A 21,122-nucleotide genomic window follows, 5' to 3' on the forward strand; every position below is an offset into this window, starting at 1 on the left:
ATAAAAGTTCACCTCTTTCAAAGGGGATATTTTTGGTTTGTAATTTTTACAAGTACAAACTAATCTGCTAATACTAATTCATATAAGTTACACCCATGCACCCTTTTAAATTCTTTTTTAATGGTCTCCTTATCTTCACCGATATAGTGAGCAAAACTATTGCATATAAATAATTCATTAATCTTGGATTGAGTGATCTTATCACATTCATTACCTTCAGCATAAACATGAAGATATGATTCTTTCAAGATAAACCCTCTATTTTTATACCAATCATTTACCCATTCATCATCTCTTGTCCATGCTTCAAGTTTCTTTATTTCTTTGATTTGCAACATATTTATTGCCTCACCTAGTAACAAGGTTGCAATACCTAATTTTCTATATTCAGGTAATACTGCTAAATGCATATCATGGCCCCTAATTCATCAGTACTATCACAAACCGTTCCTTTTTCAGTTTCATATTCTATGTCTATTAAACCTATAATTTTATCATCAACCTCTGCCCCTAATTCAATAGAAGGATTTTCATAGTGCTCTTTTTCACGGAGTACATTATCGAAATATGCACTATCTAAAAATGATAGAACCCTACACCTTACCCATTGAAGATTATCAGTATCTTTATATTCTCTTACTTTCACTCATATTCCCCCAAATAGTTTATTTTTTGTAAGTAATAACTAATTAATATACTAATTGTACCACTGTTTATTACATACTTATATATATTTGTAAATATTAGCTAATCGTATTTAATTTGTTCTTTAATTGTTTATTTTCTGTCAATAACAGGCGGTTACTTTTCCATTGTAATGAGCCTATGCTATTTTCTTAGTGGAGGATTTATATGGGATTCTTAGATGAAAATAAAGAACTCTTAAACAATGTTAAAAGAGATTTTGAAACATAGTACTTTTTCGTTTGGAGATTGGTTCCAATTAATAAGAGATGAACGAATTGGAGCTATGACAGTTGTAACTACCCAAGGTAATGTTTTTATGTTAAATAAAAATAACAAGTTTGATTATAACGTTTTTCGTGATAAATTATTGAATATTAGTACTAAATAAGATATAAATAAATTAAATGACAAAACACATAAAATTATTATGGATGAATTACTTAAGTTCTCTTCAAATAATGGATTATACGAGGTGATTATTATGAAAGATATACCAAATATAAATGAGACCCTTACTTTTAAGGAAGCTATAGAAATTATTAAAGAAGAAGAAAAAAAAGCTGAAAAGAAGGATAAAGAAGATAACAAAAAATAAAAGCACTTACTAAGTAAAAATAGTAGGTGCTTTTATTATGCTTAAAAATTAAGGAGGATTTGTATATGAATTTTGGATAAGCTTTAGAAAAATTAAAGTAAGGTAAGAAGGCAAGACGTAGAGGATGGAATGGTAAAGGTATCTTTATTGAACTACAAGTTCCAGATGAGCATAGTAAGATGACACATCCATATATCTACATCGACACTACAGACTAACAACCCAGAAGCATCGAAGAATAGAGTGCCATGGTTAGCAAGTCAGAGAGGTATGCTTGCAGAAGATTGGGAGGTAGTTGAATAATGCATGTATGCCCAGTTTGTGGAACAACATTTAATGTACCACGTTGTCCTAGATGTGGTTACTGCCCTACATGAAGTGATTAATTAAGCCTAGTACAGCTCATGTAAAATACTTGCAATTTTGTGATTACACCATGTAGAATTAAATAAAGGACAATAATACATTTTTGTAAATTAATTTATATTTAATGGAGTACAGGCATGAAAATAGAAATTAAACAATTATCTTTGAATTGTTGTAATGAAGAATATGAAACGTTACAAAATATAAAAAACAATGAAAATGGCTTTTTTAATCAAGTTTATGAAAAGTCGTATGAAGAATATCTTTTGTGGCTTCAAAAAAAAGATGATTATTCGAAAGGAAATAATTTACCTGATGGATGGATTCCAGAAACAACCTACTTCTTATACATTGATGATAAGCCTGTTGGTATAGGAAGAATTAGACATAGATCAAGTAAGTATTTAGAAAGTATAGGTGTCGGTAATTTAGGGTATGCAATTAGTAAGCGATACCGTGGAAAGGGTTATGGGAATATCCTGCTTAAAGGATTATTAAAGAAATGTATATCCTTTGGTTATAAGGATATAAAGTTATTTCCATACAAAAATAACATTCCAACTATTAAAGTAATGCTTAAAAATGGCGGGCAGATAGTTGGTTCTTTTGATGGCAAAAAATATGTAATTACAATACCTACAAAATAAAGAAATGAAGGGGTGGAGCATAATTGAGAATATATCTAGTTAGACATGGTCAGGATGATGACAACTATAGAGGTGGATGGAGCAATCGAGGGCTAATAGAAGAGGGTACTAAGCAAGCAAAATTATTAGCAAGCTTTCTATGTAAAAATAGAGAAAACTATAGTATTAGCAAAATAATTAGTAGTGATTTAGAGAGAACTGTTGAAACAACTAGGGAGCTTAAAGATATACTAAATGTACCAGTTGAATATTCTAGTGATTGGCGCGAAATGAATAATGGAGAGTTGGCAGGAATGGATAATAAAGAGGCATTAGAAAGATATCCTGGGCTTTTTTATAATACATTAGATATGAATGAGAGATATCCAGAGGGAGAAAGTCCTATTGAGTTTTACAATAGAATAAAGAGTTCTTTTGAATATCTTTGTAATAATATTTCTATGGAGACAGAGAAAGATAATATAATGATTGTTACTCATGGCGGTGTCATAGAGGTTTTATACTACATATTGAATAATTATGAGTGGACCAACAAGTCACCTAATTTATGCAAAACATCTACTACTGGTATTCATATGATTGAGTATATAGATGGAAATTGGAAAATAGTTATGAGTAATAATATTGAGCATTTACAGTATAATTAATATCGGATTAGGTAATATTTGCAAAAGAAAAAAATTATCAAAGGCTCATAATTTAATGACTGAAAATGTGCCTTAAACATACATTTTTACCAATTTCATGGTGCCTATAAAACAAAGAAAAGAGAACGTAATAGTCAGTTTTTAGCGTATAAGCAATTTGAAATACTTATACGCTTATTATATGGATTCTTATCAGAAATTCAATATAATTGGAGTATTCTTAAAAAGCTATTCTTTATCTTTAATCCAAAAAATATGTTTCAATCTATTTTTCACATCATTTAAAATAGGCTTATTGGATGGCGTAATATCCTGAGGTAGGTTATCTATGGCAAAGAATTTTAATTCCGTACCTTCAATTCCATCAACTTTCATAGTTCCGTTAAATTTATTTGTTATATACACAATACTAATAAAATATACTTCGTTTCCATCAGGATAAATCCAATGTTGTTCTTCTCCAGAATAAACATTAAATAGACTAAGCTCTTCGACAACTAAATTTGTTTCCTCAAACACTTCTCTTTTGGCAGCTTCCTTTGTAGTTTCACCTAAAATGATGGCACCGCCTGGAATACACCATTTATTATTATCAGTTCTTAGTTGTAATAGCACCCTATTTTTTTCATCTACTATAATAACTCCAGCTGATGGTAGGTGTCCAACCAGCTTTCTTGAATTTGACATACTATAGCCCCCGTTTCCAATGATTTTGTTCTATTTCAGAATTATAAACGTAAAAAGTACCGTAAAATTCATTGTTGAATAATACAGTATTTAAAAAATTATTTATTTTATATAGTTAAATCCTTTTTCATAAAATAGTATCTTCCATTGTTACCTATACAAATAAAATTAAACTGTTCAAATAATTTCTTGTGTCCTGTATGCAACTTTTCATTTTTTCGTTTCTCATCAATAGTCTTAAGAAAATCATCAAAAACTGGTATTGAATAAATTAAGTCTATTTCTTCATTTTTACATTGAACTAATACATTTTGTAAAAGCTCTTTTTGTATCCCTTTTCCCCTATACTCTCTTTTAATAAAAAAGCATGATATTATTTTAGCATTTTCGCTTTTTTCAATATTTAGTAATTTTTTTAGATAAGGTACATCTTGTGGATACACACATTGACACCACGCAACAGGTTTATGATCTATATAATAAATATATCCGTCATGACATTTACTTGTTATATTTTCTCTTAATTTTTTAACTTCTTCAATGCTCATTTTAGTCCAATTATCGATATTATTAACTGAAAAGTAGAAAGTACACTGGCATTTTTCACATTTATCATTACTAAACAATGTAAAAAAATCTTCTAAATTATTTGTTGATATTTGTTGTATGAATTTTTTCACTTTCATCCTCCACCATAGAAAATTTTCTAAGTATTTAAGTTTATAATTAATCCTGTAAATATAAAAATTACGTCATACATTATGTTTTTAACTATATAATTTTATATACCGTATTATTCAATTTTCAAAGATCTTATTTTCATCTTCTAATTCACAATAAAATCAAAGCACTAACTAATTAGTATAATAATTGTACCACTATTTATTACATACTTATATATTTTTGTAAATACTGGTATAATTAATTTTAACCTGTTCTCTTAATTGGTTCTTTTCTTATCCTAACAGACGGATGAAGTGTTCTCAGTAAAATAGAGATATAGAAGATTTTTCTTAAACTTTTTTAAATTCACTATGATAAGTGGTTATTCATCTTTACAAATATATAGGATATAATCAAATAAATAGGCAATTAAGTAATGGGGGATTTAGCATGGAACTAAATATAAAGCAAATGAATTATAATGAAGCAAAGCAAATTTCAAAATGGGTTTATAAAGAACCATTTTCAATCTATAGTATGGATGAAAGTGATAGCTGTATAGATGAACTTCTTAATGGGTATTATTTTTCGGTTTCTAGCAAGGAGAATAATCTAATAGGCTACTATTGCTTTGGTGAATCTGCTCAAGTTTCAGCAGGAAATCAATTTGGTGTTTATGATTGCAAAGATATTACTGATATTGGTTTAGGAATAAAACCAAATTTATGTGGCCAAGGATTAGGGCTTGATTTTTTTAATAGTGGTTTAGATTTTGCCAGAAATAAACTATCAGCAAAAGTATTTCGTTTGACTGTAGCAACTTTTAATAAACGAGCAATTAAGGTATATCAGCGATTAGGATTTCAAAAAATTAACTCTTTTGAAAGTATATCGGATAACGGGAAAATCGAGTTTGAGGTTATGATTCTTCACTAAGAAGAAATTAGTTTATTCGCTTTTTCTATAAGTACAAATTAATGGAACTCTTTTTAGGAGTTCCATTAATTTGTTAATATTCTATATTAAGAATTTTTTACTATGCTTATGTGATCTATTGTTAACTATTCAGACTTTAACATTAAGTACATGAGCTTTATCCGATGACTACCCGCTCTAATACTCCAATATTCTTCAAAGTTGGAGTAAAGAGCGGGTACGTCCCTGGATAACGATTTCTAAGCTTCAGTGGGAGTAAAAAACCCCATCTGAAGCAAAGAGCTCTGTTTATTTTTGTACTTTTTCCATATTTTTAATTCCAGTAGAAAGCATGAGCTTTATTCTGTTTAATTGGTTTACTTCACTAGCACCAGGATCATAATCTATTGGAGTAATATTTAAATAAGGATATCTTCTTTTAATTTCTCTAATCATACCTTTTCCTATTACATGATTTGGTAAACACGCAAAAGGCTGTATGCAAATCATATTACTAATTCCAGATTTCACTAACTTAATAATCTCTGCGGTTAATAACCATCCCTCTCCAGCTTGATTACCAAGAGATAAAATATCATCAGTTCCTTTAGCTAATTTTTCAATTCTTTGTGGTAGCATGAATTTTTCACTATTACTTAGTGCTTTCTTCATTTGTGCAACATAAAATTCTATATATTCAATAGCTAATCTACCACCTAAGAAATTTTTTAAGTTTCCACCTAGCTTTTCATATTTAAACTTCTGATTATAGGCACAATACAATAGAAAGTATATTAAATCTGGTATTATTACTTCTGCGCCTTCTTCCTCTAGTACTTCTATAATATTGTTATTGGCTAAACTATTATACTTTAAGAAAATTTCTCCAACTACTGCTACCTTTGGCTTAATTGTATTTTTCATTTCCAAGCTGTCAAATTCATTTACCATTTCATTTGTAATATTTTTAAATTCCTTAAAGCTTCCACTAGCTATACTATTTTTACATATATCTAACCATTTTAAACAAAGTAAATTTGTTGAATTTTTTATTTTTTCATAAGGCCTTACTCTATTTGTCATTTTTAAAAGCATATCTCCGTAAGCTAATGCCATTAATCCCTTATTAATTATTGGTATTGTTATTTTAAACCCTGGATTGTTCTCTATTCCTTGAACACTTAAAGATATAACTGGTATTTTTTCATATCCTGCATCTTTTAATGCTTTTCTTATAAGAGCAATATAGTTAGATGCTCTACAAGTACCTCCTGTTTGAGAAATCACCACAGAAGTACTATTTAAGTTATACTGCTTAGATTTAAGTGCACTTATAATTTGACCTACTACCACAATGGCAGGATAGCAAGTATCATTATTTACATACTTTAATCCTTCCTCTATTGTATGTCGATCAACTGTAGGTAATACCTTTAAATTATATCCTGAGCTTTTAAAAGCAACTTCTAGCAATTCAAAATGTATTGGAGAAAATTGAGGACAAAGTAGTGTATGTTTTTCTCTCATTTCTTTTGTAAATATAATTTTATCATAGGGATTAATGATTTTTGAATTTGAATTTAAGATTCGTGACTTATTTATATCATCCATGGCAGCTTTAAGAGAACGTACTCTGATTCTAGCTGACCCTAAATTATTAACTTCATCTATTTTTAATAGTGTGTATATTTTACCAAAGCCATCTAATATTTCTTGTACTTGATCTGTAGCAATTGCATCTAATCCACATCCAAAAGAGTTTAATTGGATTAACTCTAAGTTTTCTCTAGTACCTACAAACTGAGCTGCCTTATATGCTCTTGAATGATAAGTCCATTGATCCAGCACTCTTAATGGTATTGGAGTTTTAACTAAATCAGCTACAGAATCCTCTGTAAATACCGCCAATCCTTCTTGCGATATCATATCTGATATACCATGATTTATCTCTAAATCTAAATGATAGGGTCTGCCACTTAATACAATGCCTTTTCCACCACTTTTATCTAAGTCTTCTAGAATTTCTAATGCCTTATTTTTTATATCCTCTTTAACATTAGTAACTTCTTCATAAGCTTTATCAACTGCAAAGCTTATTTCTTTTTGACTTATATCAAATACTTTTAGTTCATCATATAAGTTCTTCTTCATTGACTTTCTATCATTAAAATTCAAAAATGGATTTTTATATATTATGTCTTTACTTCTCAAAAATTCAATATTATTTTTAATAACCTCTGGATAAGAAATTACTATGGCACAATTATAGTGATTATCTGCACTTTTATCTTCTAATCTCTCATAAGAAATACATGGATAAAATATAAATTTTAAATCTTTCTTTATAAGATTTGTTATATGTCCATGGGCAATTTTCGCAGGATAACAAGTAGACTCTGATGGTATAGTATCAATACCTTCATTGTAAATTTTCTTTGTAGAGTTGGGAGATAATATTACTCTAAAACCTAGTTCTGTAAAGAAAGTGTGCCAAAATGGATAATTTTCATACATATTTAAGACTCTTGGTATACCTACTTCTCCTCTTGTTGCTTCTTCTATTGAAAGAGGTATATATCCAAAAATTCTTTTATATTTATAATTAAATAAATTTGCTGCTTTTTTTGTATTTTTATTAACTCCTATCCCTCTTTCACATCTATTACCAGAAATAAATTTCCTACCATCAGAAAATTTATTTACAGTAAGTAAACAATTATTACTACATAATTCACAATGTCTAAATTCATTTGACACTCCAAATTTTTCAAGATCAGATTCCCCTAAAATATTAGAAATCTCATTTCCATTATAGTTATCTTTTGCAATAAGGGCAGCTCCAAATGCTCCCATGAGACCAGCGATATCTGGTCTTACAACTTCTTTGCCAGTAACTTTCTCAAAGGCCCTTAGAACAGCTTCATTATAAAAAGTTCCTCCTTGAACTATAATTTTTTCTCCAAGGTCTTCAGGTTTTCTTATTTTTATAACTTTATAAAGGGCATTTTTAATTACAGAATAAGATAATCCAGAAGATATAGCTCCAATATCAGCGCCTTCCTTTTGGACTTGCTTAACTTTAGAATTCATAAATACAGTACATCTTGACCCTAAATCCACTGGATTTTTTGAAAGTAAACCTTTTTGGGAAAACTCTTCAATGTTCATGTTTAAAGATTGTGCGAACATATCAAGAAAAGAACCACAACCTGATGAACAAGCCTCATTTAATTGAATAGAATTTATTACTTCATTTTTTATCTTGATGCACTTCATATCTTGACCTCCTATATCAAGAATAAAGTCCACATCCTTTAAAAAATGCTTTGCTGCTCTATAATGTGCAATGGTTTCAACTTCTCCAATATCAATATTTAAAGCTGACTTTATAAGAGCCTCTCCATATCCAGTAACAGCAACTTTAGCAATTCTTATTTTTTCATTAATTTTACTATATATATCTTTTAATATGTTTATAGTAATTTGCATAGGATTGCCTTTATTGCTACCATAAAAAGAATATAATATAGCCCCTTCATTATCTATTAATATAGCTTTAGTAGTTGTTGAACCTGCATCTATACCTAAAAAAGTCTCTCCCTCATATGAAGTTATATCCCTTGTCTTTGCCTTATAATTGTAATGCCTTTGTCTAAAGCTTTGTAATTCCTGTTCATTTTTAAATAATGCCTCTAAGGTATCTGAAGTAGCTATATTATTATTCTCTAAACTTTCAACAGCTTTTAACAGTTGTTCAAAAGTTATAACTTTCTCTTTTTTAGATTCAATAGCTGCACCAATAGCTACAAATAGTTGAGGGTCTTTTGGAAATAATATTTCTTCTTGCTTTAACTTTAAAGTATCAATAAACCTTTTCCTAAGCTCTGATAAAAAGTATAAAGGACCTCCTAAAAACGCAACATTTCCCTTTATTGGCTTTCCACAGGCAAGCCCACTTATAGTCTGGTTTACAACAGCTTGAAATATAGATGCAGCTATATCTTCCTTGGTGGCTCCTTCATTTATAAGAGATTGTATATCTGTTTTTGCAAAAACCCCACATCTTGCAGCAATTGGATAAATTATCTTATAATTTTTAGCTAATTCATTTAATCCTTTAGCATCTGTTTCAAGTAATGTAGCCATCTGATCTATAAAAGCGCCTGTACCACCAGCACAAACACCATTCATACGTTGCTCTAAACTACCTTCAAAATATGTTATTTTTGCATCTTCTCCACCTAATTCTATTACTACATCAGCATTATTTATAAAAACTTCAACGGCTTCTGTGCAAGCAATAACTTCTTGAATAAAAGATAATCCTAAAAACTTTGATAGTGATAATCCACTAGAGCCTGTTATCATTGCTGTGATATCATAATCTTTATATTTTTTAAAAACTTCTAATATAAAGGAAGCTGTAGTCTCCTTTATATTAGAGTAGTGTCTTTCATATTTACTATAAATAATATTGTTCTTAGTATCTAATAATACAAGCTTAATAGTAGTTGATCCTATATCAACTCCTAAATGTAATACTTCTTTCATAAACTTCTCATCCCAACATAAATTAATATTAATATAATTAAAATGATGTATAATATTTAAACATCATTTTATCCGATGACTAGCCGCTCTAATACTCACATTGCACTCTGTGAAAGCGATTCGCACCAAATCAGAGATTGAGCTTTCTGCTTTTCTTCAAAGTGGTAGTAAAGAGCGGTTACGACCTGGATAACGATTTCCCCTAANNCCCTAAAGGACAACGACTTCTTAGTAAGCTTCAGTGGGAGTAAAACCCTCTCTGAAGCTTAGGACTCTGTTTATAATTCTGCTCTTTTTAATGCATAATATACCTATTTTGGGATGTGAAAAAGAGGTAATAAATATTTAATTCCAATCTACTCTTTAGAATGGTCTTAAATTTATTTTTTATAAACATAAGAAAAATGATAATTAGTGTATTAAAGTACTTAAATTAAATATTTCTAAAACACTTGAATAATTGTTCATATAACTATTGACATATGATTAAACTAGGAATACAATAAGAATATAACATATGAATAGTCATTCAAGTATCAAAGCAAGGTGCTATAGAAAGAGGGTAGACAATATGGCAAAGAAATATACTCCAATTGAAAGATGCGATTGTGATGTAATACATGAAGATATTGTAAATGAAGTGAAATCTAAAATGCCTGAAGAAGAAATTCTTTATGACTTAGCTGAATTATTTAAAGTATTTGGAGATTCAACCCGTATCAAGATACTATGGGCATTGGATGAAGCTGAAATGTGTGTTTGCGATATAGCTGTTTTGCTTAACATGACACAATCAGCAATTTCCCATCAATTGAGAGTTTTAAAGCAGGCTAATTTAGTGAAAAATAGAAAAGAAGGTAAAGTAGTATATTATTCTCTTGATGATGACCATGTAAAGAATATATTTGACCAAGGTTTAATTCATATCAACGAGGAATAAAAAAATACGTAAAAATATATATTAGAATATTTTTAAGAAAAAACATGAACATATATTCAAGTATTCACATAAAATAAAAAATATACTAAGAAAATTAAAAAGGCTTAGATATATAAAATACAAATAATATTTAGGAGGATGGTATTATGAAAAAGAAATTTATACTTGAAGGTTTAGATTGTGCAAATTGTGCAGCAAAAATGGAAAGGGCTATTAATGAGCTTGATGGTGTTAAGGAGGCTACTGTTAACTTTATGACACAAAAACTTGTTATTGAGGGCGAAGATGAAAAGATGCCTGAAATTGTACAAGCGGCAGAAAAAATCGTTAAAAAACTTGAGTCTCATGTTATTGTGAAAAAAGCTTAAAAGCTTAAAGGAATTTTAAAGCATAAAAGTATATATAATCTAGATTTAATTCATACCGATAAGAATTATTAATGTATTAAATCTAGATGTTTTTTAAAAGCACACATGAATATATATTCAAGTATTCATATCAAGTAAGGAATGTGCTAAGAGAATCAAAAAAGGCTTAGAGCATATAAAATAAAATTATAAATAATATTTAGGGGGATGTATCATGAAAAAGAAATTTATACTTGAAGGTTTAGACTGTGCAAATTGTGCAGCAAAAATTGAAAGGGCTATTAATGAGCTTGTTGGTGTTAGGGAAGCTACCGTTAACTTTATGACACAAAAACTTATCATTGAGAGCGAAGATGAAAAGATGTCTGAAATTGTGCAAGAGGCAGAAAAAATCGTCAAAAACATTGAGTCTCATGTGATTATGAAAAAGGCTTAAAGGAGTTGTGTAAGAATGAAAAAGCGTTTATGGCGAATAATTATTGGTGCAGTAATATTTATTGTATCAGTGTTCATAAATTTTAATACTGAATGGCTAAGGGCTGCTATGTTTCTAACAAGCTACATCATTGTAGGTGGAGATGTAGTTATGAAGGCTGTTAAAAATATCATTAAGGGTAAAGTTTTCGATGAAAGTTTTTTAATGGGTATTGCTACAATTGGAGCGCTTTTAATTGGTGATTATCCAGAAGGTGTTGCAGTTATGTTGTTTTATCAAGTTGGTGAGTTATTTCAAAGCTATGCAGTTGGTAAGTCAAGAAAGTCAATTTCAGACCTCATGGATATTAGACCCGATTATGCCAATGTTAAAAAAGGAGAGGAACTTATTAAGACTGACCCAGATGAAGTAAAGGTTGGAGATATTATTGTAATTAAAGCAGGAGAGAAAGTTCCTCTTGATGGTAAGGTTATAGATGGAAGTTCAATGGTTGATACATCAGCACTTACTGGAGAGTCTGTTCCTCGTGAAGTAGAAGTAGGAAGCGATATTCTAAGCGGATGTATTAATATAAATGGAGTTATTACTGTAGAGGTTACTAAGGAATTTGAAGAATCTACTGTAAGTAAGATCCTCGATTTAGTTGAGAATGCAAGCAGTAAAAAATCTAATTCAGAACAATTTATTACTAAGTTTGCTAGATACTATACTCCTGTTGTTGTAATTATTGCAGCTATACTTGCTATTGTACCGCCTCTTGTTATAGATGGGGCTACTTTCAGTGATTGGGTATATAGAGCATTATCATTCCTTGTAGTTTCTTGTCCTTGTGCTCTCGTTATTTCCATACCTTTAAGTTTCTTTGGTGGAATAGGTGGAGCTTCAAGAAGGGGAGTCTTAGTTAAAGGCAGTAGTTATTTAGAAGCATTAGCACAAACAGAAATTGTTGTTTTTGATAAAACTGGAACACTAACAAAAGGTGTATTCAATGTACAAGAAATTAATGGTCATGGAATTTCAAAAGAAGAATTATTAGAATTAACTGCTTATGCAGAAAGTTATTCCAATCATCCAATTTCTATTTCTCTAAAACGTGCTTATGGTAAAGAAATCGATAATGGACGTATTTCGGATGTCGAAGAAATATCAGGTCATGGTGTTAATGCAATAGTTGATGGGAAAAAGATTTCAGCAGGTAATGTCAAGCTCATGAAAAAGATGAATATCCCTTATTTTGATGGAGAGCTCATAGGTACTGTTGTACATGTTGCAGTTGATAACAAATATGCTGGATACATTGTTATTGCAGATGAGGTAAAGGCAGATTCAGCACAGGCAATAAAAGAATTAAAGGCAGCTAACATTAAACAAACAGTTATGTTAACAGGTGATAATAAAAATGTTGGCTTAAAAGTTGGTAAAGATCTTGGCATTGATAAAGTATATGCTGAACTATTACCTGGAGATAAAGTTGATAGACTGGAAGAACTATTCTCACAAAAATCTGCAAAAGGTAAACTTGCTTTTGTAGGAGATGGAATTAATGATGCACCTGTTTTAGCTCGTGCAGATATTGGAATAGCAATGGGTGGTTTAGGTTCTGATGCCGCTATTGAAGCAGCTGATGTTGTAATTATGACTGATGAACCTTCCAAAATTGCTACTGCAATGAGGATTTCCAAGAAGACATTAAAAATTGCATATGAAAATATTGTATTTGCAATTGGTATAAAAGTTCTTGTGCTTATTTTAAGTGCACTGGGAATAACTACAATGTGGGCTGCAATATTTGCTGATGTAGGAGTAACTATCCTTGCAGTATTGAATTCTTTCAGAGCATTAAATGTTAAGAATTTATAATAGAGTATAAACAAATGGATATGGTCTTGGGCTTGCACTTGCAAAGTCTGCCATAGCCGTTCATGTCAGTGAAATTACCGTAAGATGAATAGGGTTAATGGTGTTGCGGCTAAATATATTAGTAATTATTTGTAATCGTGTAAAAGGAGGGGGATGGGTGAACACAAATAATATTATAGGTTTAATAGTTATCTTAGTTTTTTATGGAAGTTATTTTGCTAAAATGCTTATGCAAGGTAAAAGTGGCATTAAAACTGATCGAATGGGTAGAGGTAGTAAGCCTAAAAAGACTTTTGTTATCGAAACTATTTTAAAATCCATTACATTTTTAACAGCAGGAATACAATTCATTAGTGTTGTATTTATAAAAAACTTACCAATCTTAATACAAAATAATTTAATAAGATATATAGGATTTGTTATTGCTTTATTAGGCGTTGTGGTATTTATTACTGCCATGGTAACAATGCGTGATAGTTGGAGAGCAGGAATAGATAATACTCAAAAGACTAAAATAATTAATACTGGTATTTACAAGTACAGCAGAAATCCTGCATTTGTGGGTTTTGACCTTTTTTATATAGGCATAGCTATAGCGTTTTCAAATACCTTTAATCTAATATTTGCGTGTTCTTCAATCTTATTGCTCCATCTTCAAATATTAGAAGAAGAGAAATTTCTACCTACTGTATTTGGAAAAGAATATTTGAACTACAAAAAGAAGGCAAGGAGATATTTTTGAACAATGTAGTCTATTATAAGTAGATTGTTGGTTAAAATAGTATATCTTCTTAATAAGTGCATTAAGGGAAGCCGAGTTGAAGTGGCTTCCCTTAAAAATTGTTATAATATCAACATAATATTAAATGATAATATCCGGATAATGACAACGACTTCTAAGTATTAAAAATACTGATACTTAGAAGTCCGTTAGTAAGCTTCAGTGAGAGTAAAAACCACCTCTGAAGCAAAGAACTCTGTTTATACAAAAAGAAGCTGTGCACTAATTATTTAGTGCACAGCCCCTAATCCTAAAACAATATTTTATTTTTATAAGTAATATCTATAATTAATTCACTTTGTCATATAAGCATGGTTTGATTATTTAGATTCTTTTAATAAAACTTCTTCGCTTTTTCCAAGGAATACAGATTTTTGAGTTGGTATAAATTCACCAGTGTTTTCATTTCTTCCTTGTAAATAATATCTAGCATCCTCTTTTCCTATAGTGTCAGCAGCTTCTTTTGAAAGCTTACCTAGTTCATCACCTTTGCATCTATTAACGATTAATGAAAACTTTGTATCATTAAAGTCAGATAACATAGCAACATCTCCAGCACTATCTCCTCCAACTATTAAAGGACCTTTTCCACCATGCTTTTCTACTAAAAATTTCTCTATAGTTTGAGTTTTGCCTTTGCCTTGAGTTTGATAGTAATCTTTGTTAAATTCAGGTTTAATTACGCCTTTATCATCTTTTACTAATTCCATAGCATATACGTTTTCTTTTGGAATATCATATCCATACTTAGGGTTTGTAGCAAATTCTCTAACAACATCTATAAATGATGCTGAACAGATATAAACATCTATTCCATTAGCCATTAAAGTCTTATAAAGGTTTTGTTGTTCTTTTATTGTTCTTAAACCAGTATTGAAAGTAACAGAAACTACACCAGCGTTGCCCTTTAATTCTTCTGGACTTACCCAAGTTTCTTCTCCAAGTTCATGAGATAACCAGTAATCATTTGATTTCTCTGTTAATGTAGCAACTTCTTCTTGTGTCATTCCAGCAAATAAATAAGTTACCCATGGGTAGCTTATATCTGAACTAAAAGATTCTCCAATTGATGCATAAAGATATCTAGTTTTAGCTATAAAGTCTTTATATTCAAGAGTATTTTTAATCTCATCTAAAGATTTATCGCCTTTGAATCCCTTGTAATTTTCATATAAGAATTTGTAGTCTGAATCAATATCAGCACCAACTGATTCGATATTAACAGCCTCTCCAGCTTTGTTATTACATTTTTCATTAAAGTTATCCTTTGGAATGTTAGTTCTAATAGTATTACTAAACTCTTCAGGAGTCATTTTAAACTCAAGGTTTGTTAATTGATATGCAAGTAATGCTTCCTCAACATCATTAATTATTGTAGTATTATCCCAGTCAAATACAGCATATGGTTTTTTAGTTTCATCATAGTCTTTACTGTTTTTACCGTTGTTTTCTATAAGAGTTTTTAAGGCTTCATAGTTTTCATTTGCCCAGTTACCTTTTTCTAGTTTAACTTCATTCTTACTTGACTGCTCTGTAGTAGCCTTATCATTATTAGTGTTTTTAGCTTTATCAGAATTTCCACAAGCAACTAGAGAAATGGATATAGTGGAGACTAAAGCTATACACAAGACTTTTCTTTTCAAATTATTCATAAATTACACCTCTTACTTTATTATGTAGATTTTTATCCTTGATTTAGTGATTAATATAAACTACTAAATGGAAATAAAACACTTGTGAGTTTACTGTAAGTAGTTATGTAAACCTTATTATTAGGACCTTCTTAGTTATACAATGAGCATGGGAAAATGTCAATAAGAAAATTTAATGAATTTTTAAAATTCAATATGCTCAGATGGGATATCACACATACAAGTTAGATAAATACGTTATAAATGTAAATAAATTGTAAACGAGCGTGCTCTAAAAATAAAATAATCTGATATCATGAGAAATAAAGTCTAACTTTATAAGTAATACAATACTTTTTATTATGATTTAGCTTGCTCTTCCTCATCAATTTATTTACATTTGAGCCCAAATACTTTTCATCAACAAATTCTCTAATAATCCTCTCTCTTCCAATATGAAATTTAAACCTTTCATAATACTTCATAAAAATAATAATAACGTATATACCTAATATAATTAAAAATATTGCTAAAAGTATACACATTCTAGAGCATGACTTCTGTATAATTAAACCTATGGTAGCTACAGAAAGAGTTATTATAAATCTGGTTATCTTTTCTATTTGCTCTTCTATATGTCTTGCTTGCTTCCATTTTTTTTATACAATCTAAGATAAATATCAATTTTCCTATTATTTTTCTCAAGCAAATATATACCCTACTTCTCAATTAGATACATCTTATTATTCCTACATAAAGCTAAATTATTCCGCATAAATCTTAAATAAAATCTATTTTCATAATATTACCACTCTTATAAACATGTGCTCTTATATTATATATGCTTTTGGGAAATTAGAAGGGGTAATTTTATAAATTCAGTCTAATATAACTAATGATTAACAATGTATATTATGAAATATAATATAAATATATGTAATAATAGGTAATAATAAGTATATATTAGGAATATAGAGCATTAAGAATCTATTCCTCAAGTACCCATTTGCACAGTATTTGTAATTTTTTACACTTAATAGTTATACTTGTAAATGAAATAAATTTTAGGGGGATAAAAAATGAAGTTCAAAAGAAAAAGCAAAATCATTTCTTCACTTTTAGTTTTTACTTTATTGTTTAACGTATTGTTATTCAATACAAATGTAGAAGCAACTACTGTTACCGGACAAGATATAGTAAGTTATGCAAAAAAATTTTTAGGATGTACTTATGTATGGGGAGCCACAGGTGAATTGGACAGAAATGGTAAACCTACTTTTGATTGCTCTGGTTTAGTACAATATGTATACGCACATTTTGGAATAAATTTACCTAGGACAACTCATGATCAAATACATGTTGGTGTGCCCGTATCTAAATCTGATCTACAACCAGGTGATTTAGTATTTCCAGACACTGAACATGTTGGTATATATATTGGCGATGGTAAAGTTATTCACGCACCTAAAACAGGCGATGTAGTAAAAATATCACCGATAGAGAGTTGGAGTTTCTATGCAGCAAGAAGAGTGCCTGGTATCAGCGCTTTCACTCCAATTGTATGTAACGCCTTTACAAATATGAACATTATGGATAGTCCTAATGGTAACATAATCGGTTCCTATGTTCCAGGAGAAGAGTATACCATTATAGGTGATGTAGGTAGTTGGTGGCAAACAAACCACGGATATATACAAAAGTACACATACACTCCTTCAGGTACAATAAATATCATGGACAACCCTGACGGTACTAGAATTGGTAGTTATGTTTCTGGAGAATCATTTACAGTCATTAGTGCAAGTGGTCAGTGGTGGAGAACACTACACGGATGGATAAATGTAACAAATGGCACATCCTATAATACAATGCCAATCTTGGATAATCCTAATGGCAACAGAATCGGTTCCTATGTTCCAGGGGAATCATTCACAGCATTTTGTGAAATTGGTGCATGGTGGCAAACAAACCACGGATTTGTACAAAAACGTGCATATAAAGCCTCAACCGATACGCCAATCATGGATAGCCCAAATGGTACTAGAATTGGATCATATTCAGTAGATGAAAGCTTTATACTTATGAGTAAGCAGGGAAATTGGTGGGAAACAAATCATGGTTATGTAAGTACACTGAATGTAAAATCTACTATAACAATGCCAATTATGGATAGCCCTAATGGTAACAGAATCGGTTCATATGTTCCAGGAGAAGCATTTACAATAATAGATGAAAGCGGAACATGGTGGCAAACAAACCACGGATGGATAAGAAAAATTTAATTGATACTACAAGTCAGAAATAGCCACAAATTAGTTCATTGCTACTTTGTGGCTATTTTTCATATAGCATCAAACCCGTATTTCCTGTCTATAATACTACAGCTGAGAAAATTTGATAACATATATTTACAATTTAAAATTCTTCACTAATACGCCTTTTAATTTTTACTCTGAATAAACATTCTTGACTTGATTAGGCAATTCATCCAACTGAACCTCCTGCCAGTAGGTAACGCCACGAAATGGTGCAACATATAACTCTAAATACGCACCTTCTCGCAGTTGTTTGTTACTGATAAAGGTAAGGGTCTTTTTTTTACCATTCTTATTATAAGCATCTAATGTATATTCACACTCTTCTTCGACCTTTAACTTTGTGTCATCATTGACTATCATAGTGTAATAGCAGGTTTTCCCTTCAGGATTTTTGGGGGTAAGCCTGGCAGGATTAAAAAAGAATATGAAAAATGATACAACCATAACAATAATAAGGGCTACACCGGCAGCTAATAGTTTTGTTGTTTTTTTCATGAAAACACTCCTTTCTATGTTTGAGGCACTATCAAATAAATAATAGATCAGTTTTCTCGCCTATTTGCCACGAATACTGCGTCGTTAAAATNNATTATTTATTTTCATGTGCCTAGGCTACTACATCAGATTTTCTCATATGATGTATGGCTACTATACTGATTACAACAATGTATAGCAAGTTCATTATGAAAAACAAAAGATGATCACCCTGGGATGAAAGGCTTGTTTGGCTGAGAACTCCCATACCAATGGTCAGTAGTGAATGAGGAAAAAACATTCCAAAATGCATAACGTACATACCTAGGCCAAGGAAAGTAGCACATAAACCTATCCCAATAGGAACAGCAAAGCTACGGATACACATGGATAGTGCTAATTGCAGTGTGCCAATTGTAAGAGCAGATATCCAGCCCCGAAGCATCCATCCAGGTAGTTCACTAGGAAGAGAAGAGGTTAAGCCTAACAGTTTACCTCCAAAGAAGTACAATAGAAAAAAGAATCCTTGAACAAAAATCAGCAGCACGCCCACTACTATCAATTTAGATAGAAAAATACTGGCAGCTGATACGGGCGCGGTCATAATCATATTCCAGTTTTTATTAAGATGTTCCAGTCTCCACATATATGCGCAGCAAATAGCAATAAGAATTGGAAAGAAAAATTCCCCGTAAAATAAACCAATTTGTGACCATAGGCTATACCATTCCTTCTTCAATACACCTTGGTTCATACAAAAGTTGGCACTGCCAATCAATACGCTTACAACCGGAAGAATCATCAGTATCATCCATATATGGGAATGGCGAAGTTTCACCCATTCAGCAGAAATACACCGTCTTGACATAATCAATCCTCCTTATACCTCTTGCCTGGATATATGGGTGCTTCCAGCTAGATATATAACAATTCCAGCCACAATCAGCATCGCCATCGCAGGCAGTAATGAACTCATATCTCGTACAATAAATTGCATTTTTTCACTTATATAGCTTTGTGTAATTGGGCTTAGATCTGTGTAATATGACCACACAAAAATCCTACGCACTCCAGAAGGGAACAAACCTGCTGCCATGCCGATAAATCCACCGATCATACCGAGGCATAGTGCGAAAGCCTGATTTTTCACTGCCATGGATACCCATTGTTGTAATGCTATAATGGTCATATTGGTTAAAACCATACCTATAAGAAATCGAACTAGCAAAAATAATGGCACAGGTTGCTCAAAACCATTAACAACGCCAAATACTACTATGGCAATTACTTGCAGGGTACATGCCCACAGCATGACTATAGATGCTGAAATAAACTTTGCTGCATAGAGTTGACCTTGCTTTACAGAAACAGTCATCAATAATTTCCACGTATTTCCTTTATGCTCCATATCACAGATTCGAGATACGCATACTGCTGAAAGAATGGGTAAAAACAGGCCATTCATGGATGACAATGTTGCAATAAGCAGCTCCCATATGGCATAATCTGGATTACGGGAAATGGACATACTGGTTGACATGAACGTCCATGCGATTTCTACTAGTAAAAATAATGTAGTCATCAAAAACAAGTGTTTATGACGCAATTTATAGAATTCAAGTCTAATGGCTTTCATTACAGACTCTGCTCCTTTCCCGTAATATCTAGGAAAATGCTCTCCAAGTTCTTCTTATGCTCTTCAATACGAAGAACATCAATATCAGCTGCAACTAAACTTCTATTTGCCTGTGTTATTTGATCATCTGTCAGGTTTTCAAACACAAGAGAGTCCTCCTGCTCTATAGGAGAGAAACCTTTGGCAAGAAGTAGTTTCTGGGCCAATGTATTGTGTCGTGTCTTTATCTCAATAGTTGGGCGATTTTTGTTTTTCAGCGAATCCATGCTACCTTGGAACATCATCATTCCATCGTTGATAATGCCTACAGAGGTTGCAATCTGCTCAATTTCAGAAAGAAGGTGACTAGAAATCAGTACCGTGATTCCATAACGCTGAGGTAAAGATTTAATCAGTTCACGGATTTCACCGATACCAGCAGGATCAAGACCATTTGTAGGTTCATCCAGAATTAAAAGCTTTGGAAAAGATAGCAGCGCCATGGCAATTCCTAAACGTTGCTTCATGCCCAGGGAATATTGACTCACTTTTTTATCCTTTTGATTTTCCAACCGTACAATCTTCAGGGCCTCTGATACATTCTTATCTGGTACATCCCTCAGCCTCTGTATAACACGCATATTTTCAAGTCCTGTAAGATGCCCATAATAGGATGGAGATTCGATGAGAGAACCGGTTTGGCTTAAAATAAGATTGCGGTTTTCTTCAAAATCCTTTCCAAAGACCGTTACTTTGCCATCAGTAGGTCTAGTCAACCCCAAAATCATTTTTAATGTTGTGGATTTTCCTGCTCCGTTGGGACCAAGAAAGCCGTAAATATCACCTTCACATACTGATAAATTTATATCCTTCACACGGTAGTCATTGCCATACCGCTTTGAAAGATTATGAGTAGAAACAATTTGACTCATATTAACTTC

At 31.2% G+C, this 21,122-nt stretch carries 20 protein-coding genes and 1 pseudogene; 11 read left to right on the forward strand and 10 right to left on the reverse strand.

Translation table 11 applies throughout. The features are described from left to right. Positions 1-59 precede the first annotated feature (59 nt). The gene (locus tag B3W71_RS02855) at positions 60-410 is read right to left on the reverse strand and encodes a GNAT family N-acetyltransferase (RefSeq protein WP_346887432.1); all 351 of its coding nucleotides are present in this window, start codon (positions 408-410) and stop codon (positions 60-62) included. Continuing rightward, on the reverse strand, positions 401-646 hold the full coding sequence (locus tag B3W71_RS02860; protein ID WP_346887433.1) for a hypothetical protein: 246 nt from the start codon (positions 644-646) through the stop codon (positions 401-403). The genes B3W71_RS02855 and B3W71_RS02860 overlap by 10 nt, the downstream gene beginning before the upstream one ends. Before the next feature lie 749 nt (positions 647-1,395). Between B3W71_RS02860 and B3W71_RS19225 the strand changes: the two are divergent. The 4 genes and pseudogenes from B3W71_RS19225 to B3W71_RS02870 form a co-directional block, all read left to right on the forward strand. Continuing rightward, positions 1,396-1,500, forward strand: a pseudogene (locus B3W71_RS19225) (Thoeris anti-defense Tad2 family protein); the annotation flags it as partial. Continuing rightward, the gene (locus B3W71_RS19230) at positions 1,475-1,585 is read left to right on the forward strand and encodes a Thoeris anti-defense Tad2 family protein (protein WP_414631974.1); all 111 of its coding nucleotides are present in this window, start codon (positions 1,475-1,477) and stop codon (positions 1,583-1,585) included. The pseudogene B3W71_RS19225 and the gene B3W71_RS19230, both read left to right, overlap by 26 nt. 200 nt (positions 1,586-1,785) lie before the next feature. Then, positions 1,786-2,295, forward strand: coding sequence for a GNAT family N-acetyltransferase (locus B3W71_RS02865; protein WP_346887434.1), 510 nt, complete (start codon positions 1,786-1,788; stop codon positions 2,293-2,295). Positions 2,296-2,318: 23 nt separating this feature from the next. Next, the gene (locus tag B3W71_RS02870; RefSeq protein WP_346887435.1) at positions 2,319-2,942 is read left to right on the forward strand and encodes a histidine phosphatase family protein; all 624 of its coding nucleotides are present in this window, start codon (positions 2,319-2,321) and stop codon (positions 2,940-2,942) included. A 228-nt stretch (positions 2,943-3,170) separates the two neighbouring features. Here B3W71_RS02870 and B3W71_RS02875 read toward each other — a convergent pair whose 3' ends face one another. Together B3W71_RS02875 and B3W71_RS02880 are read right to left on the reverse strand one after the other, a co-directional pair. Beyond that, complete coding sequence (locus B3W71_RS02875; RefSeq protein WP_346887436.1) at positions 3,171-3,629, reverse strand: NUDIX hydrolase; 459 nt, start codon at positions 3,627-3,629, stop codon at positions 3,171-3,173. A gap of 107 nt (positions 3,630-3,736) precedes the next feature. Further along, positions 3,737-4,309 carry a GNAT family N-acetyltransferase gene (locus tag B3W71_RS02880; RefSeq protein WP_346887437.1) on the reverse strand — a complete coding sequence of 191 codons (573 nt, stop codon included), beginning with the start codon at positions 4,307-4,309 and terminating at the stop codon, positions 3,737-3,739. A 433-nt stretch (positions 4,310-4,742) separates the two neighbouring features. Between B3W71_RS02880 and B3W71_RS02885 the strand changes: the two genes are divergently transcribed. Further along, positions 4,743-5,228 carry a GNAT family N-acetyltransferase gene (locus B3W71_RS02885; protein WP_346887438.1) on the forward strand — a complete coding sequence of 162 codons (486 nt, stop codon included), beginning with the start codon at positions 4,743-4,745 and terminating at the stop codon, positions 5,226-5,228. A gap of 288 nt (positions 5,229-5,516) precedes the next feature. Here the strand turns inward: B3W71_RS02885 and B3W71_RS02890 are convergent, their stop codons facing one another. Next, positions 5,517-9,758: an acyl-CoA dehydratase activase-related protein gene (locus B3W71_RS02890; RefSeq protein WP_346887439.1), complete on the reverse strand. Its 4,242-nt coding sequence runs from the start codon at positions 9,756-9,758 to the stop codon at positions 5,517-5,519. 571 nt (positions 9,759-10,329) lie between these two features. On the opposite strand from B3W71_RS02890, the gene B3W71_RS02895 reads away from it, so the two are divergent. The 5 genes from B3W71_RS02895 to B3W71_RS02915 all read left to right on the forward strand — a co-directional run bounded on the left by B3W71_RS02895 (position 10,330) and on the right by B3W71_RS02915 (position 14,104). Next, positions 10,330-10,698: a metalloregulator ArsR/SmtB family transcription factor gene (locus B3W71_RS02895; RefSeq protein ID WP_346887440.1), complete on the forward strand. Its 369-nt coding sequence runs from the start codon at positions 10,330-10,332 to the stop codon at positions 10,696-10,698. A 146-nt stretch (positions 10,699-10,844) separates the two neighbouring features. Beyond that, entirely contained in the window at positions 10,845-11,066 is a 222-nt protein-coding gene (locus B3W71_RS02900; protein WP_346887441.1) for a cation transporter, read from the forward strand. A gap of 214 nt (positions 11,067-11,280) precedes the next feature. Further along, on the forward strand, positions 11,281-11,502 hold the full coding sequence (locus B3W71_RS02905; protein ID WP_346887442.1) for a cation transporter: 222 nt from the start codon (positions 11,281-11,283) through the stop codon (positions 11,500-11,502). Between the two features lie 15 nt (positions 11,503-11,517). Continuing rightward, positions 11,518-13,362, forward strand: a complete 1,845-nt coding sequence (locus tag B3W71_RS02910) for a heavy metal translocating P-type ATPase (protein WP_346887443.1) — start codon at positions 11,518-11,520, stop codon at positions 13,360-13,362. A 157-nt stretch (positions 13,363-13,519) separates the two neighbouring features. Next, on the forward strand, positions 13,520-14,104 hold the full coding sequence (locus tag B3W71_RS02915; protein WP_346887444.1) for an isoprenylcysteine carboxylmethyltransferase family protein: 585 nt from the start codon (positions 13,520-13,522) through the stop codon (positions 14,102-14,104). A gap of 359 nt (positions 14,105-14,463) precedes the next feature. Here the strand turns inward: B3W71_RS02915 and B3W71_RS02920 are convergent, their stop codons facing one another. Further along, the gene (locus B3W71_RS02920; RefSeq protein ID WP_346887445.1) at positions 14,464-15,795 is read right to left on the reverse strand and encodes a haloacid dehalogenase-like hydrolase; all 1,332 of its coding nucleotides are present in this window, start codon (positions 15,793-15,795) and stop codon (positions 14,464-14,466) included. Positions 15,796-16,853: 1,058 nt separating this feature from the next. Here B3W71_RS02920 and B3W71_RS02925 point away from each other — a divergent pair. Further along, the gene (locus B3W71_RS02925) at positions 16,854-18,056 is read left to right on the forward strand and encodes a C40 family peptidase (protein ID WP_346887446.1); all 1,203 of its coding nucleotides are present in this window, start codon (positions 16,854-16,856) and stop codon (positions 18,054-18,056) included. A gap of 165 nt (positions 18,057-18,221) precedes the next feature. On the opposite strand, the gene B3W71_RS02930 is transcribed toward B3W71_RS02925, so the two are convergent. The 4 genes from B3W71_RS02930 to B3W71_RS02945 form a co-directional block, all read right to left on the reverse strand. Next, positions 18,222-18,587: a YxeA family protein gene (locus B3W71_RS02930; RefSeq protein WP_346887447.1), complete on the reverse strand. Its 366-nt coding sequence runs from the start codon at positions 18,585-18,587 to the stop codon at positions 18,222-18,224. Positions 18,588-18,699: 112 nt separating this feature from the next. Continuing rightward, positions 18,700-19,434 (reverse strand): ABC transporter permease, encoded by a 735-nt coding sequence (locus tag B3W71_RS02935; RefSeq protein ID WP_346887448.1) that lies wholly within the window; start codon positions 19,432-19,434, stop codon positions 18,700-18,702. Positions 19,435-19,446: 12 nt separating this feature from the next. Next, on the reverse strand, positions 19,447-20,202 hold the full coding sequence (locus B3W71_RS02940; protein ID WP_346887449.1) for an ABC transporter permease: 756 nt from the start codon (positions 20,200-20,202) through the stop codon (positions 19,447-19,449). Further along, positions 20,202-21,113, reverse strand: a complete 912-nt coding sequence (locus B3W71_RS02945) for an ABC transporter ATP-binding protein (protein WP_346887450.1) — start codon at positions 21,111-21,113, stop codon at positions 20,202-20,204. The genes B3W71_RS02940 and B3W71_RS02945 overlap by 1 nt, the downstream gene beginning before the upstream one ends. Positions 21,114-21,122: the final 9 nt, after the last annotated feature.

The organism is Clostridium sp. UBA1056, assembly GCA_002316385.1.
In the GTDB taxonomy this organism is placed as follows: Bacteria; Bacillota; Clostridia; order Clostridiales; family Clostridiaceae; genus Clostridium_J.